This window comes from Streptomyces sp. NBC_00637 (assembly GCF_045161545.1).
In the GTDB taxonomy this organism is placed as follows: domain Bacteria; phylum Actinomycetota; class Actinomycetes; order Streptomycetales; family Streptomycetaceae; genus Streptomyces.
This window is the reverse complement of record NZ_CP109046.1, coordinates 373,188-387,760: the sequence shown is the minus strand read 5'-3', so window position 1 is coordinate 387,760 and position 14,573 is coordinate 373,188. Positions and strand designations below refer to the sequence as shown.

12 protein-coding genes are annotated in these 14,573 nt (G+C 70.1%); 8 read left to right on the top strand and 4 right to left on the bottom strand.

What is annotated here, in order from left to right:
- Nucleotides 1–35: 35 nt before the first annotated feature.
- Together nadE and OG440_RS01615 are read right to left on the bottom strand one after the other, a co-directional pair.
- Complete coding sequence (gene nadE, locus OG440_RS01620) at nt 36–866, bottom strand: ammonia-dependent NAD(+) synthetase (protein WP_406005008.1); 831 nt, start codon at nt 864–866, stop codon at nt 36–38.
- Nucleotides 867–1,023: 157 nt separating this feature from the next.
- Complete coding sequence (locus OG440_RS01615; protein WP_406005007.1) at nt 1,024–1,932, bottom strand: SMP-30/gluconolactonase/LRE family protein; 909 nt, start codon at nt 1,930–1,932, stop codon at nt 1,024–1,026.
- Nucleotides 1,933–2,017: 85 nt separating this feature from the next.
- Here OG440_RS01615 and OG440_RS01610 point away from each other — a divergent pair, with 85 nt between their 5' ends.
- A complete protein-coding gene (locus OG440_RS01610) occupies nt 2,018–2,455 on the top strand; it encodes an Lrp/AsnC family transcriptional regulator (RefSeq protein ID WP_406011220.1) in 438 nt (145 codons plus the stop codon).
- A 91-nt stretch (nt 2,456–2,546) separates the two neighbouring features.
- Here the strand turns inward: OG440_RS01610 and OG440_RS01605 are convergent, their stop codons facing one another.
- Nucleotides 2,547–3,302, bottom strand: coding sequence for an esterase/lipase family protein (locus OG440_RS01605; RefSeq protein WP_406005006.1), 756 nt, complete (start codon nt 3,300–3,302; stop codon nt 2,547–2,549).
- Nucleotides 3,303–3,560: 258 nt separating this feature from the next.
- Here OG440_RS01605 and OG440_RS01600 point away from each other — a divergent pair, with 258 nt between their 5' ends.
- Nucleotides 3,561–4,232, top strand: coding sequence for a hypothetical protein (locus OG440_RS01600; protein ID WP_406005005.1), 672 nt, complete (start codon nt 3,561–3,563; stop codon nt 4,230–4,232).
- A 58-nt stretch (nt 4,233–4,290) separates the two neighbouring features.
- Here OG440_RS01600 and OG440_RS01595 read toward each other — a convergent pair whose 3' ends face one another.
- Nucleotides 4,291–5,118 (bottom strand): alpha/beta fold hydrolase, encoded by an 828-nt coding sequence (locus OG440_RS01595; protein ID WP_406005004.1) that lies wholly within the window; start codon nt 5,116–5,118, stop codon nt 4,291–4,293.
- Nucleotides 5,119–5,692: 574 nt separating this feature from the next.
- Between OG440_RS01595 and OG440_RS01590 the strand changes: the two genes are divergently transcribed.
- From OG440_RS01590 to OG440_RS01565, 6 genes are all read left to right on the top strand, one after another.
- Complete coding sequence (locus tag OG440_RS01590) at nt 5,693–6,727, top strand: LacI family DNA-binding transcriptional regulator (protein WP_406005003.1); 1,035 nt, start codon at nt 5,693–5,695, stop codon at nt 6,725–6,727.
- 581 nt (nt 6,728–7,308) lie between these two features.
- A complete protein-coding gene (locus OG440_RS01585) occupies nt 7,309–8,400 on the top strand; it encodes an ABC transporter substrate-binding protein (RefSeq protein WP_406005002.1) in 1,092 nt (363 codons plus the stop codon).
- Between the two features lie 76 nt (nt 8,401–8,476).
- Nucleotides 8,477–10,036, top strand: coding sequence for a sugar ABC transporter ATP-binding protein (locus OG440_RS01580; protein ID WP_406005001.1), 1,560 nt, complete (start codon nt 8,477–8,479; stop codon nt 10,034–10,036).
- Nucleotides 10,029–10,991 carry an ABC transporter permease gene (locus OG440_RS01575; RefSeq protein WP_406005000.1) on the top strand — a complete coding sequence of 321 codons (963 nt, stop codon included), beginning with the start codon at nt 10,029–10,031 and terminating at the stop codon, nt 10,989–10,991. The genes OG440_RS01580 and OG440_RS01575 overlap by 8 nt, the downstream gene beginning before the upstream one ends.
- 23 nt (nt 10,992–11,014) lie before the next feature.
- Nucleotides 11,015–12,022, top strand: a complete 1,008-nt coding sequence (locus OG440_RS01570; RefSeq protein ID WP_406004999.1) for an ABC transporter permease — start codon at nt 11,015–11,017, stop codon at nt 12,020–12,022.
- 146 nt (nt 12,023–12,168) lie between these two features.
- On the top strand, nt 12,169–14,532 hold the full coding sequence (locus OG440_RS01565) for an AbfB domain-containing protein (protein ID WP_406004998.1): 2,364 nt from the start codon (nt 12,169–12,171) through the stop codon (nt 14,530–14,532).
- The last annotated feature ends 41 nt before the right edge of the window (nt 14,533–14,573 follow it).

Sequence of the window (14,573 nt, the reverse complement as noted above, 5' to 3'; positions counted from 1 at the left end):
CCCGGTGCTGCCGTGGGCCGTCGCGCACCCGTCTCTCAGGGACCGATGGGCAGCCGGCGCTTGTGGTCCGTGAGCCGGTAGCGATCGACGATCGTCTGGAAGACGCCTTCGTCGACAGGCTTGCCTTCCAGGAAGTCGTCGATGTGGTCGTAGGCGACACCGAGCGCGTCCTCGTCGGTCTTACCGGGATCGAGGGTCTCCAAGTCGGCCGTCGGGACCTTGTGCACCAGCTCGGCCGGCGCACCGAGCGCGTCCGCCACGGCTCGCACCCGGCGTTTGGTGAGGCCGGACAGCGGGACCAGGTCCGCCGCGCCGTCACCGAACTTGGTGAAGAAACCGGAGACCGCCTCGGCCGCGTGGTCGGTGCCGACGACCATTCCGTGGTGCCCGCCGGCCACGGCGTACTGGGCGATCATGCGCTGTCGCGCCTTGATGTTGCCGAGCACGAAGTCCTGGTGGTGGGCGTCGCGGAAGATCATGTCGGCGCCCAGCAAGGCGTCGAGCGTGGCGTCGGCGGCAGGTTTGACGTCCACGGTCAGCACGTGATCGGGCCGGATGAAGGAGAGCGCGAGCTGGGCGTCGTGCTCGTCGGCCTGGACGCCGTAGGGCAGCCGCATCGCGTAGAACCGCGCCTCGTGCCCCGCTGCCCGGGCCCGCTCGACCGCGAGCTGGCACAGGCGGCCGGCGGTGGTGGAGTCGACGCCACCACTGATACCGAGCACGAGGGAGGAAAGGCCGGTGGAGATCAGCCGCTCCGCGAGAAAGGCCACCCGGCGCTCGATCTCCGCCTCGACCTCGAAGGTCTCCGCGACCTCGAGTTCCCGGGCGATCTCCTGCTGAAGGGTGAGGGAGTCCGGGTCGTTCACATCTGCTCCTTGGTCCGGTTCGCGTGGTGCCGGCGCCCCGCCACCCCCTCTACGGGACGGGGAGGGACGCCGGAAGATCAGTGTCGGACAGTCGCGACCTTCCGGCGCCGGGGCGCGCGCAGGACGGAGTGCCCCGGACCGCGGCGGAGTATGCGCCCTAGAGGCGGGGCGCTCCCGTCACCGACATCACCAGTGAGTACAGCGAGGTGGTGGCGGTGATGAACAGGCGGTTGTTCTTCGGGCCGCCGAAGGTGATGTTGGAGACCGGCTCCGGCACCCGGAGCCGTCCGATGAGGGTGCCGTCGGGGTCGTAGCAGTGGACGCCGTCGTCCAGGGCGGCGGCCCACAGGCGGCCCTGGTCGTCCAGGCGGATGTTGTCGAAGTGGACGCCCGCGCGCGCTTCGGCGAAGACCTCGCGTCCGGAGAGCGTGCCGTCGTCGTGGACGTCGAAGGCGTGGATGCGGGCGGCTCGCGAGTCGGAGACGTACAGCCGCTTCTCGTCCGGTGACAGGATGACGCCGTTGGGCCCCTCGAAGCCGTCGGCGGCGAGGAGCACGTGCCCCGTCGCCGGGTCGATCCGGTAGACGTTGCAGGAGCCGATCTCGGACTCGGCCCGATGGCCCTCGTAGTCGCTGGTGATGCCGAAGTCGGGGTCGGAGAACCAGAGAGTGCCGTCGGATCGCACGACGGCGTCGTTGGGGCTGTTGAGCCGCCTGCCCTGGAACCGCTCGGCCAGGACCGTCACCGTGCCGTCCGGTTCGGTGCGGGTGACCCGGCGGTTGCCCTGCTCACAGGTGACCAGGCGGCCCTGCCGGTCGAGGGTGTTGCCGTTGCTGTGTCCGGCCGGATCGCGGAAGACGCCGACCGCTCCGGTGGCCTCGTCCCAGCGCAGCATGCGGTCGTTCGGGATGTCGCTCCAGATCAACTGGCGCCAGGCGGGCAGATACAGCGGACCCTCCGCCCAACGGCAGTCCCGGTGCAGTACCTCCAGCCTGCCGTCGCCGTTCGTGCAGCGTCCGGTGCGGAAGCGGTCGTCCAGGATCTCGTACAGGCCATCGGCGGGCATAGCGTCCCCTCGCATACGCTGATCAGGATCTGATTCAACGTAACACGGAGATAACCGAACAGGATATGGTCGATAGATGAAGCCGATAGATGACATCGATCGTGGCTTGATCGCGCTGCTCCAGAAGGACGCGACCACGTCCTACGCCGAGTTGGGCAGGGGGGTAGGTCTGTCGGCGGGCGCCGCCCACGAGCGGGTGCGCAGGCTGCGGGAGCACGGGGTCATCAGGGCGACCACGATCGACGTGGACCCCGCGGCCCTCGACCGCGGGGTCCTCGCCTTCGTGCTGATCGACTCGACGGCCTGGATGGGCGATCGCGCCGAGGACTTCGCCGCCGTGCCGGAGATCCAGGAGGCCCACGTGATCGCGGGCAGCGCGTCGGTCCTGGTGAAGGTGCGCACGGCGAGCACGGAGCGACTCCAGGACGTACTGCGGCGTCTGTACGCGATCGAGGGGGTCAGCGGAACCCAGGCGACGGTGGTCCTGGAGACGTTCTTCGAACGGCCGCTGGACGCGGGGTAGGCGAGGGCAGGAACCGGGACGGGACTCCGGTCGCCGAACGCCCCGTCCCCGGCCGTCGTGATGCCGGGAACGGGGCTGCTCGCGCGAAGGGTCAGGAGGCGATGAAGTCGGCGATCTGACCGAGCACCACCGTGTCCGTGAGGTAGCCGATGTGGGTCTGGCAGAGCACGTTGTTGTTCGTCGCGCCGGTGAGCCGGGTGCTGGTGTACGGGATGATGACGCCGTCGCACGCCGAGTACCAGGTGGCGTACGCGGTACTGCCCGGCGTCTCGTCGCCCGCGGTGATCTGGGCGATGAACGAGGAGCCCGGGTACATCTGCTGACAGGTCGTGTAGGTGAGGCAGGCGGCGGCGTACGTGGTCCCGTGGTTCGCGCCGGCGATCGAGGCGAGGTGGCTGACGCTCGTGTTGCCGCCCAGGACCTTCAGGTAGTACTGGCTGACGAGGCCGCCCATCGAGTGGTTGACGATGGCGACCTTGCTCGCGCCGGTCCGCGCCTTCACGTTGTTGACGAAGGTCGCGAGCCCCTGGGCGTTGGTGATGTTGTTGCCGTAGGAGTTGTACTCGTAGGCGAACAGGTTGGAGCTGGACCAGCCGTTGAGCCGGAAGACGCTCATGGCGGTGGTCCAGTTGGACGCGCTGCCGGTGTATCCGTGGACGAAGACGACCGGTGTGCTCGTGGACAGCGGCTGGGCGGCCGCGTCGGCCGGCCGGGCGGCGGCGGACACGGACGCGGCCGTGCCGGCCGTGGCGACGGCGCCGGCCGTCGGCGCTGCGGAGAAGAGGGTGAACGCGAGGGTGGCGGTCGCGAGAACACCGAGGATCCGGCGCGGGGCATGACGACGCATGGAGCCCTCCTGACGAGGATGCGGGTGGCTGGACCTGACCAGCGTCGTGGCGCCGAACGGGGCAGCAATCGGCGAAATCACCGGCGTGGCGGTGACGCGGGGTGTCCCGGGCCGTCAAGCCCTTCCTGCGGGCCGGCAGCCGGCAAGGCGGTTCCCCACCCGAGGGCCCGGCGCCGTGCCCGCCGATCGCCGGCAAGCGGTATTCCCGTTGCCGGGACGTCGTGGCGCCCGCGATCCTGAGGCGATGAGGTACTCCGTATGCAGCTGAGGCTGCAACAGTTCAGACCCCGCACCGGGCCGCACGAGCACCGTGTCGTCCAGCCGAGGAAGCCCCTTCGCCACACGTCGCTGAGCGCCCCCGAGCCCATCGGCCTGTTGCTCGGCGATCACGACGGGCTGAACCGGCTCTCGGGTCTGTTCTCCTTCGCCGCCTACTCCCGGCACACGATCGTCCATGTGCCGTTGCGTGACGGCGTGCCGTCCGACGAGGGCTTCGGCACGCCGGTCGACCTCGTGCTGGTCCACGACACGTTCGGTCTGCGTCCCAGCAAGTGGCCCGGGCTGCGGCGCAAGCTGGTGAACGGCACCCCGCTGACCGTCGGCACCGACGAGGAACGCACGGCCAGGGATGCCGTCACCTGGCGTGAGCGCGGGAGGCGGGCCGACTCACCGGACGAGCTGCGACACGCCACCCACGCCCGCACGTTCTTCCTGTTCGGCAACCGGGAGCTCTTCGCCGAGACCGCCACCTGCCTTGCCCACGCGGCGGGTTGGGGTCCACGGCAGAAGGGAGTCACCCAGGGCCACTCGGCCTTGATGACGGCGCTTCCCACGCTGGTCCAGAAACCCGGCGGCGGACACCCGGTGGAGGTGCTCGTCTGCTTCAAGCCGTACCAGCCCTACGCCCACTTCCGCCGGCCGGGACGCTGAGCGGGTGACGACGGCCGCGAGTGCCGTGACGGCCCGGGGTGACGGCCCGGGCTCTCGCTCAGCCGCGGGCGAATTCGAGGAGATCCCTGTTGAACTTCTCGGCGAACTTCGGCACCAGCGCCAATCCGTGAGGGGCGCCGGAATACACCTTGTACACCGCGTCCTTGACCAGCTTCGAGCTCTTGTCGCCCGAAGCGACGATGGGCACGATCTGGTCGTCGTCCCCGTGCACGATCAGCGTCGGAACATCGATCTTCTTGAGATCCTCGGTGAGGTCCGTCTCGGAGAACGCCTTGATGCAGTCGTATGCGCCTTTGATGCCCACCGTCATTCCCCACAGCCAGAACTCGTCGCGTGTTCCCTGGGTGACGGTCGAATCGTCGCGGTTGGCACCGAAGAACGGCACGCTGAGATCCTGGTAGTACTGGGAACGGTCCGTTGCGACGCCCGCGCGGATCTCGTCGAATACCTCGATGGGCAGCCCCTCCGGATTCGCGTCCGTCTTCAGCATCAACGGCGGGATGGCACCGACCAGAACGGCTTTGGCGACCCGGCTCGAACCGTGCCGCCCGATGTAGCGCGTCACCTCACCGCCGCCGGTGGAGTGCCCGACCAGAATGACGTCCCGCAGGTCGAGTTCTTCGATGACCGCGGCGAGATCGTCGGCGTAGGTGTCGAGGTTGTTGCCGTCCCAGGTCTGGCCCGAGCGGCCGCCGCCTCTGCGGTCATGGGCCACGGCCCGGAATCCGTTGTCCGCCATCAGCTTCAGCTGCGGGTCCCAGGCGTCGGCGTTCAGCGGCCAGCCGTGGGAGAACACGACCGGTTGTCCGGAACCCCAGTCCTTGAAGAAGATGTGCGTGCCGTCCTTGGCGGAAGCGAAGGGCATGTCTTTCCCTCTCGTGCTGTTCCGGAACTCCGCATCAGGCGGGTTCGATGCTCGAATGGGGGTGGCGAAAACCGTGCCGCGTTCTGCGGGGGAACGCGCGCGGACCGACGGCCGGATCGCGGCGAAGGGCGACCCGTATGAGCACGTCTCGGGAAAAACTGTAGTCGACGGGCGGTTGCGCGGCGCGTCGGCTCATGAGGACTGATCACGCAGGAATCGGCAGGCGGGAATCAGCACGTCGGAATCAGCACGCGGCAATCGCGGATGCCCGCCGGTGACCGGCGATCTTCACCGCTGTGCGAATCACCCGCGGCTGTCGCAGCCGTAGACCGGTGACCTGTTCACGGACGACACTTCTCATGGTTGCCCGGGCGGCTCCGCATTGCCTGGTCCGGACCTTCGGGTGGCGGCGCGCCCGCGTGCCGCGACCGTCCGGCACCCGCCTTGTCAGTGTGCCGAGGACGCCTGTATAACGTTGTAAAAGTCAAGTATGGGGGCTCGGCGCTCGCCCACGGTGACGACCCCGTAGCCGCACCGGCCATCATCCCGTCGGAACGTCGCGAAAGGGAATGCCGTGCGGGTCAGCCTCAAGGACGTCGCCGCGCACGCGGGGGTCTCCATCAAGACCGTCTCCAACGTGGTGAACAACTACCAGCACATCACGCCTGCCATGCGCGAGCGCGTCCAGCGGTCCATCGACGTGCTCGGTTACCGGCCCAACCTGGCCGCCCGGCATCTGCGCAAAGGGCGTACCGGCATCATCGCCCTCGCCCTTCCCGAACTCGGCAACCCCTATTTCGCCGAGCTGGCGGCCGCCGTCATCGACGCCGCCGCCGCCCACGAGTACATCGTGCTGCTGGATCACACCGGGGGGCACCGCGAGCAGGAGATCCTGGTCAGCCAGGGGTTCCGGGCACGGGTCATCGACGGGCTGATCCTCAGCCCCATCGAGCTCGAGACCGAGGACCTGCGGGACCGGGCGGAGAACGTACCGCTGGTGCTGCTCGGCGAGCGCGACTACGACCTGCCGTACGACCACATCGCCATCGACAACGTCGCCGCCGCCCGTGCCGCCGTCCGGCATCTGAACGGGCTCGGCCGGCGGGAGGTGGCCTTCATCGGTGCCCGGCGCGGTCGCAGTGAGCCGGCGCAACTGCGTGTGCGCGGCTGGCGCGAGGAGCTCACGGCGGCCGGTCTCCCGGCCGACGACGGGCTCGTCGCCGCCACCGACGGGTGGGGGCACGCGGACGGGGCGGCGGCCATGAACCGCATCCTGGACTCCGGACGGCGTCCCGACGCGGTCTTCGCCTACAACGACCCGATGGCCATCGGCGCGATGCGCGTCCTGCACGAACGGGGACTGCGCGTCCCCGAGGACATCGCCGTCGTCGGCTTCGACGACGTGGTCGAGGGACGCTTCGGCGCGGTGACCCTCACCTCCGTGTCGCCGGACAAGGGGGCCATCGGCCGTCTCGCCGTCGAGTCGGTGCTGGCACGGCTCGGCGGCGACGAGATGCCCGAGCCGCGCCGGGTCAGGGCGGACCACCACCTCGTGGAACGGGAGAGCACCCTGGGGCGAGCCGCGGCGAACGGCGGCCGCCTCGGATGACCTCGCCGGTGCCGGGTCCTGTTCCGGTTCCGTTGCGGATGCGAATTGCTTCTCGACGGTGTGGCGGGCCGGTTCGGTCATGGTCTTGATCGCGGCACTTTGCCGAAGCGGGCATTGCTCTTCGTGCGCGCGATCGTGAGCGGCGCGGCTTCCGGCGGGGTCTTCCCGTGAGCGCGCCGGAGGTTCGGCGGCTGCCCGGGAGAACCCGCGTTCCCCGGCCGTGACCCTGGGTCCGCCGCCGCTGGTGAGGCCGCAGAGACGGGTGGTGTCACCCGACTTGCTCGCGGCGAGCCCCCGCACAGTCCGTGCGCAGGGGGTTTACAGCACTCTTCCAACGATGTAAAAACCTCTGTGCGGCGGGTCGAACGACCTTTCCCGCCAGGGGAGAAGCACCTGTCCGGCACGGCTACCGCACGCCTCTCGCACGCCCACCGCTCAGCTCCTGCTCGACACGGCTCGACCTTGTTCGACCACAACTCGACCTTGCTCGACCACGGCTCGACCTTGTTCGACCACGGCTCGACCTTGCTCGTTCGCCATCTCCCCAGTGTTCTTTCCGCGTCGCCCGGATCGGGGTCACCATGCAGCGCACCACTCACCGCCGTCGTCCTCTCGCCCGGCCCGTGGCCGTCTCCCTGGCCGCGGTCGTGGCGTTGACCGCCACCTCCTGTGCGAAGTCGGAGGACGACACGTCGAGCGACACCACGTCCTCGGCCGCCGACGCCGCGCAGAAGGTCGCCTCGCCCGCGCCCGGCGGCAAGACCTGCACCGTCGACGCGTACGGCGGTGCGAAGCTGGACCTCGCGAAGGCCACCGTCGGGTTCTCCCAGTCGGAGAAGGAGGCCAACCCGTTCCGTATCGCCGAGACGCAGTCCATCAAGGACGAGGCGAAGAAACGGGGCGTCAAGCTGCTGACGGCCAACGCCCAGTCGCAGTTCTCCAAGCAGATCAGCGACGTCCAGGACCTGTTGGCGAAGGGCGCGGACCTGCTGGTCATCGCCCCGCTCAACTCCGACGGCTGGGACCCGGTGCTCCAGGCCGCCGCGGCCAAGAAGGTCCCGATCGTCACCATCGACCGCAAGATCAACGCCACGGCCTGCAAGGACTACGTCTCGTTCATCGCCTCCGACTTCGTCGAGCAGGGCCGGCGCGCCGCCGACCAGATGATCGAGGCGACCGGAGGCAAGGGCGAGGTCGCGATCCTCCTCGGCTCGGCGGGCAACAACGTCACCACCGAGCGCACCAAGGGCTTCAAGGACCGGATCGCCGAGAAGGCGCCGGATCTGAAGGTGGTGTTCGAGCAGACCGGCGAGTTCGCCCGCGAGAAGGGCCAGCAGGTCACCGAGCAGCTCGTCCAGTCGAAGCCGGGCATCAAGGGGATCTACGCCGAGAACGACGAGATGGGCCTGGGCGCGGTGGCCGCGCTGAAGGGCGCCGGCAAGAAGGCGGGCGACGTCGAGATCGTCACCGTGGACGGCACCCGCAACGCCGTGCAGGGCATCGTAGACGGCTGGATCAGCGGCGTCGTCGAGTCCAATCCGCGCTTCGGACCGCTGGCCTTCCAGACGCTGGACACCTTCACCAAGGGCGGGAGCGTGGCACAGGACATCGTTATCGAGGACGGCGCCTACACCGAGGACAACGCCGAGGCCGGCATCGGCAAGGCCTACTGATCCTCCGTCAGGGGCCTGCCGACCGCGGGCCCCTGACGCGCACCGTCACTTCCTGCATCGCACCCTGGAGGCACAGGTGGCACCCCCCGCCGAAGTGCTCGCCGTCCGCGGACTGAGCAAGACCTTCCCCGGCGTCCGGGCCCTGGACGACGTGGACCTGACCCTGCGTGCCGGTGAGGTGCACGCCCTCATCGGCGAGAACGGCGCCGGCAAGTCGACCCTCATCAAACTCCTCACCGGCGTGTACCGGCCCGACGCCGGCGAGATCGCGTTCCAGGGCCGCACGGTCTCCTTCGCCACCCCGCTGGAGGCCCAGAAGGCCGGGATCTCGACCATCTACCAGGAGGTCAACCTGATCCCGCTGCTCAGCGTGGCCCGCAACCTGTTCCTCGGCCGCGAGCCGCGCAACCGGTTCGGCCTGCTGGACATGGGCCGCATGAACCGCGAGGCCGAACAGACCCTGAGCGCCTACGGGGTCCGGGTGGACGTCCGCAGGCCGCTGCGCACCCTCGGGGTCGGCGCCCAGCAGATGGTCGCGCTGGCCCGCGCGGTCGCCACCGATGCGCGCGTCGTCGTCATGGACGAGCCGACGTCCTCCCTCGAACCCCGTGAGGTCGAGACGCTGTTCTCGGTGATCCGCAGCCTGCGGGACGCGGGCATCGCGGTCGTCTACGTCAGCCACCGCCTGGACGAGCTGTACGCCGTGTGCGGCACCGTCACGGTGCTGCGCGACGGCCGCCGGGTGCACCACGGCCGGCTCGCGGACCTCGACCGGCTCTCCCTGGTGTCCACGATGCTCGGCCGGGACCTGGGGGAGGTCCGTGAGGAGGGCCTCACCAAGTTCACCGGGGACCACGGCCCGGCCGACGCCGAACCGGTGCTCACCGCCTCCGATCTGACGGTGCCGCACCAGTTGCACGGCGTCTCCCTGAGCATCCGCCCCGGCGAGGTCGTCGGCCTCGGCGGACTGCTCGGCTCCGGACGCACCGAAACCGCGAAGGCCATCGCCGGTGCCCTGCCCGCACGCTCGGGCAGGGTCACGGTGGCCGGCGTGCCGCTGCGCGCCGGCTCGACCCCGGCGGCCATCCGCGCGGGGATCAGCCTGCTGCCCGAGGACCGCAAGAGCGAGGGCATCGTCCCCGGGCTGTCGGTGCGCGAGAACATCGCGCTCGCCGTGCTGCCCCGCCTCTCGCGGTTCGGGCTGGTCTCCGAGGCCCGCGTCGACAGCGTCGTCGACACCTTCATCGAGCGGCTGCGCATCAAGGCGTCCTCACCGCACCAGAAGGTGGGCGAACTGTCCGGCGGGAACCAGCAGAAGGTGCTCCTCGCGCGGTGGCTCGCCATGAACCCCAAGGTGCTCCTGCTCGACGAGCCCACCCGCGGCATCGACGTCGGCGCCAAGGCCGAGGTGCAGAAACTCGTCGACGAACTGGCCGCCGACGGCCTGGGCGTGCTGCTCATCTCCTCCGACCTGGAGGAACTCATCGAAGGGTCCGACCGCGTGGTCGTACTGAAGGACGGCGCCGTCGTCGGAGAGCTGACCGGAGCCGACGTCACGGAGGACAAGCTGATGCGGACGATCGCCGGCGACGACCCCGTACGCGAGCCGGGCGAGAAGGCGGCCGTCGATGGCTGAAGCCACCCTGCGCGGCGTCCCGTGGGACAGGACCCGACTTCTGCGCTGGTTGCAGACCTACGGCGTCTACGTCGGCGTCGCGGCGCTGCTCGTCGTCAACACCGTCATCACCCCGCACTTCCTGACCGCGGAGAACTTCCGCACCCAGGCCGTCCAGGTCGCCCCCGTCGTCATCGTCGCCCTCGGCATGGCGCTGGTCATCGGCACCGAGGGCGTCGACCTGTCGGTGGGCGCCGTGATGGCCCTGGCGGCCTCCGTGACCGCCCTCTACCTCGGCTACGGTCTGCTGCCGGCGCTGCTGGTGGTCGCGCTGTTCGCCGCGGCGGTCGGGCTGGCCAACGGCGCGCTGGTCGCGGTCGTCGGCGTGCAGCCGATCGTCGCCACGCTGGCGCTCATGGTCGGCGGCCGCGGCGTCGCCCTGGTGCTGCTGCCCCAGCTGAAGGACCTGCGCAACCCCGCACTGGCCTCCCTGGGCTCCGGCGACGTCCTCGGTATCCCCTACCTGACCCTGATCGCCGCCGCCCTGGCCCTGCTGGTGGCCTTCGTGGTGCGCCGCACCACCTTCGGACGCCAACTCCTCGCCATCGGCGACAGCCGCCCCGCCGCCCAGCTCGCCGGCCTGCCCGTGCGACGTGTGCTGATCATCGTGTACGTCGTCTGCGCGCTCCTCGCCGCGGTCGCGGGCGTGCTGGCCACCGCCCGCCTCCAGGCCAGCGACCCCACCTCGCTGGGCAACCTGATGGAGCTGTCCGCGATCACCGCGGTCGTCGTCGGCGGCACCCCGTTGACCGGCGGCCGGGTCAACATCGGCGGCACCGTGGCCGGAGCCGTCCTCATCCAGCTCCTCACCGCCACCCTCATCAAGCACGATCTGCCACCCTCCTGGACGCAGATCGCCCAGGCCATCGTGATCGTCGCCGCGGTCTACGCGGCTCGGGGACGGGGGACGCGTTGACCACCGCGAACACGGAAGCACCCGTGACCACTGCCGGCATCGAACCCCCGCAGCACGCCCCCCGGGCCGGCTCGGCACGCTCCGAGCGGCTGAGCGCCCTGGTCCAGCAGCACGGCGCGTCGGCCGTCCTGCTGATCGTCTCCCTGGTGGCGTCGTTCTCCTTCGACTCCTTCGCGACCGGCGACAACATCACCAACATGGCGACCAGTTCGGCCTTCCTGGCGATCGTCGCCCTCGGCATGACCTTCGTCGTCATCACCGGTGGCATCGACCTGTCCGTCGGCTCCCTGTTCGCCCTCGGCGGCGTCCTGGCGGCCTGGGGGTCCCGCCACGGCACCCTGGTGGCGCTGCTGCTGCCGCTCACCGTCTGCGGGGCGATCGGCGTCGTCAACGGCCTGCTGGTGGCCCGTTCCCGCCTCGCACCCTTCATCGTCACCCTCGCGGCCATGCTGGGCGCGCGCGGACTCATGCTGGCGCTCACCGACGAGGGCGCCGAAACCTACCTGATCGGCAAGGGCTCCTTCCTCGCCGAGCTCGGCCAGGGCAGCACCCTCGGCCTCGCCCACCCGGTGTGGATCACCCTGGTCCTGTTCGTCGCCGGTGCCGTCGTCCTGCGCCGGACCCGCTTCGGGCAGCACGTCTACGCGGTCGGCGGCAACGAGGACGCCGCCGCCCTGATGGGTGCTCCGGTGGCCCGCACCAAGACCCTCGTCTACGCCCTGTCCGGACTGCTCGCGGGACTGGCGGGCGCCCTGAACGCCGCCTGGCTGGCCTCGGGCGTGACCATCCTCGGCAGCGGCATGGAACTGGAGGCCATCTCCGCCGTCGTCATCGGCGGCACCCTGCTGACCGGCGGGCTCGGTTACGTCAGCGGCTCGCTGGTCGGGGTCCTGCTCCTGAAGGTGATCCAGAACGTCATCAACCAGATCGGCTCGCTCGACTCCTCCTACCAGCAGGTGGTGAGCGGTGCCTTCCTGGCAGTGGTCGTCATCGCCCAGACCTGGCTGGGCCGCCGCCGCCAACTCATGTGACACGCCCGCACCGGCTCCGCACGAACCGGACGGCGGCCGGCCACGCCCGGCTCCCGCCGCCGCCCCCGTCTCCGGGCGGTCGGACCTCCCCCCGGCCGCCCTCCCGCACACGCACGTCTCCCCACCCCACGAGTCAAGGAGGCACGATGCGTCGAGTACCCGCAGGCCCGAGACCGTTCGCCCGGAGGGGACGACGAGCGCGGTGGGTCACCATCGTGCTCACCGCGCTCATCCTGATCGGCGGCACGGCACTGACGGCCACCGGCCCCGCGGCGGCCGCCGCGCAGGCGTGGACGCCCAAGCCGTCGCCGATGACCACCCCGTGGACCGGCCAGGTCCCCATCGACACCCCCCTGCCCGAATATCCGCGCCCGCAGCTGACCCGCCCGGACTGGGCCAACCTCAACGGCATCTGGGACTTCGCGGTCACCTCGGCGGACGCCGGTCAGCCCGCGTCGTTCGCCGAGCAGATCCGGGTCCCGTTCGTCGCCGAGTCCGCGCTCTCCGGCATTCAGCGCAAGATCACCCAGAACGACAAGCTCTGGTACAAACGCTCCTTCACCGTCCCGTCGAACAGGAACGGCCGTCGCGTCCAGCTCCACTTCGGTGCCGCCGACTGGCGCACCACCGTCTGGGTCAACGGCCGGCAGGCCGGAACCGCCCACAGCGGCGGTTACGACGCCTTCTCCTACGACATCACCGACCTGCTGAACGGCGGCACCAACACCCTGGTGGTCTCCGTCTGGGACCCCACCCAGACCGGCTCCCAGGCGGTCGGCAAGCAGCGCATCAACGACGTGGCCCCGCACGCCGGCGGCGGCATCTTCTACACCGCCGCGTCCGGCCTGTGGCAGACCGTGTGGCTGGAGCCGACCGCGCCCGCGTACGTCAGCCGCCTCGACCTGGTTCCCGACCCCGCGAACAGCCGCCTCAAGGTGACCGTCCGGGGCACCGGGACCAGCGGCCACCAGGTCCGCGTCACGGTGTCCACCGGCGGCGTCACCGTGGGCACGGCCACCGGCGCCGTCGGCACGACGTTCACCGTGCCCGTCCCGAACCCGCACCTGTGGAGCCCCGACGACCCGTTCCTCTACGACGTCAGGGCCGACCTGCTCTCCGGCACCACGACCGTCGACTCGGTCGGCAGCTACACCGGCCTGCGGACCGTCGGTCTGGCCAGTGTGGGCGGCATGCAACGCCCGGTCCTGAACGGGAAGTTCGTCTTCCAGACCGGCACCCTCGACCAGGGCTACTGGCCGGACGGCATCTACACCGCGCCCACCGACGCGGCCCTGCGCTTCGACCTCCAGAAACACAAGGACCTCGGCTTCAACATGGTCCGCAAGCACATCAAGGTGGAGCCGCAGCGCTGGTTCTACTGGGCCGACCGGCTCGGCCTGCTGGTCTGGCAGGACATGCCGGCCATGGACCTGCGCACCCCGGACAGCGCGGCCCGCACCCAGTGGGAGGCCGAGTACGACCGCGTCATCGACCAGCACCGCAGCTCCCCCTCCCTGGTGATGTGGGTCGACCAGAACGAGGGCTGGGGCCAGTACGACCAGGCCCGCATCGCCGACAAGGTCAAGGCGTACGACCCGACGCGCCTGGTGAACAACATGAGCGGCGTCAACTGCTGCGGCTCGGTCGACGGCGGCAACGGCGACGTGGTGGACCACCATGTCTACGTGGGCCCCGGCACCACCGTGCCCAGCGCCACCCGTGCCGCCGTGCTCGGCGAGTACGGCGGACTCGGATTCGAGGTCGCCGGACACGAGTGGTACCCCGGGGGCGGCTTCAGCTACGAGGACCAGCCCGACCTCGCGCACCTGAACAACCGGTTCGTCGGTCTCCTCGACGCGATCCGCGAGGTGCGCATGCCCCGGGGCCTGTCCGCGTCGGTCTACACCGAGATCACCGACGTCGAGAACGAGGCCAACGGCCTGCTCACCTACGACCGTCAGGTGGTCAAGGTCGACGAGGCCCGGGTCAGGGCCGCCAACCGCGCGCTCATCGACGCGTCCCAGGCCGCCGCCACCCCGGTCACCCTGCCCGTCGGCCAGTACCGGTCCCTGCGGGTGACGACACCCGGGTACACCGACCGGTATCTGCGTCACCGGGACGGCGCGGCCTTCACCGACGTCGTCACCGGTGGCAGCGACGCGCTGCTGAAGAACGACGCCACCTGGAAGATCGTCCCCGGCCTGGCCGACGGCGGCTGCTACAGCTTCGAGTCGCGCAACTACCCCGGCCAGTACCTCCGCCATCGCGAGTACCGCGTCTACAAGGAGTCCGGCAGCACCGATCTGTTCCGCGCCGACGCCACCTTCTGCCCGGTCCGGGGCGCGAACGGCGGCGTACGGCTGTCGGCGTACAACTTCCCCGAGCAGTATCTGCGCCACTACGACGCCGCGTTGTGGCTCGCCACCCCGGGCGGTACGCACACCTGGGACAGCCCCGCCCTCTTCACCGAGGACACGACATGGTCCGTGGACGCGCCCTGGGCGCCGTGACTCCGGCGTAACGGCCGACGACGGCAGCGGTCCCGGTGGTG

Bases quoted from the DNA above. Each gene is read 5' to 3' on its own strand.
- OG440_RS01585 (WP_406005002.1), top strand. From the start codon at position 7,309: ATGCAGCGCACCACTCACCGCCGTCGTCCTCTCGCCCGGCCCGTGGCC.
- OG440_RS01605 (WP_406005006.1), bottom strand. From the start codon at position 3,302: ATGCGTCGTCATGCCCCGCGCCGGATCCTCGGTGTTCTCGCGACCGCC.
- OG440_RS01600 (WP_406005005.1), top strand. From the start codon at position 3,561: ATGCAGCTGAGGCTGCAACAGTTCAGACCCCGCACCGGGCCGCACGAG.
- OG440_RS01615 (WP_406005007.1), bottom strand. From the start codon at position 1,932: ATGCCCGCCGATGGCCTGTACGAGATCCTGGACGACCGCTTCCGCACC.
- OG440_RS01575 (WP_406005000.1), top strand. From the start codon at position 10,029: ATGGCTGAAGCCACCCTGCGCGGCGTCCCGTGGGACAGGACCCGACTT.
- OG440_RS01565 (WP_406004998.1), top strand. From the start codon at position 12,169: ATGCGTCGAGTACCCGCAGGCCCGAGACCGTTCGCCCGGAGGGGACGA.
- OG440_RS01595 (WP_406005004.1), bottom strand. From the start codon at position 5,118: ATGCCCTTCGCTTCCGCCAAGGACGGCACGCACATCTTCTTCAAGGAC.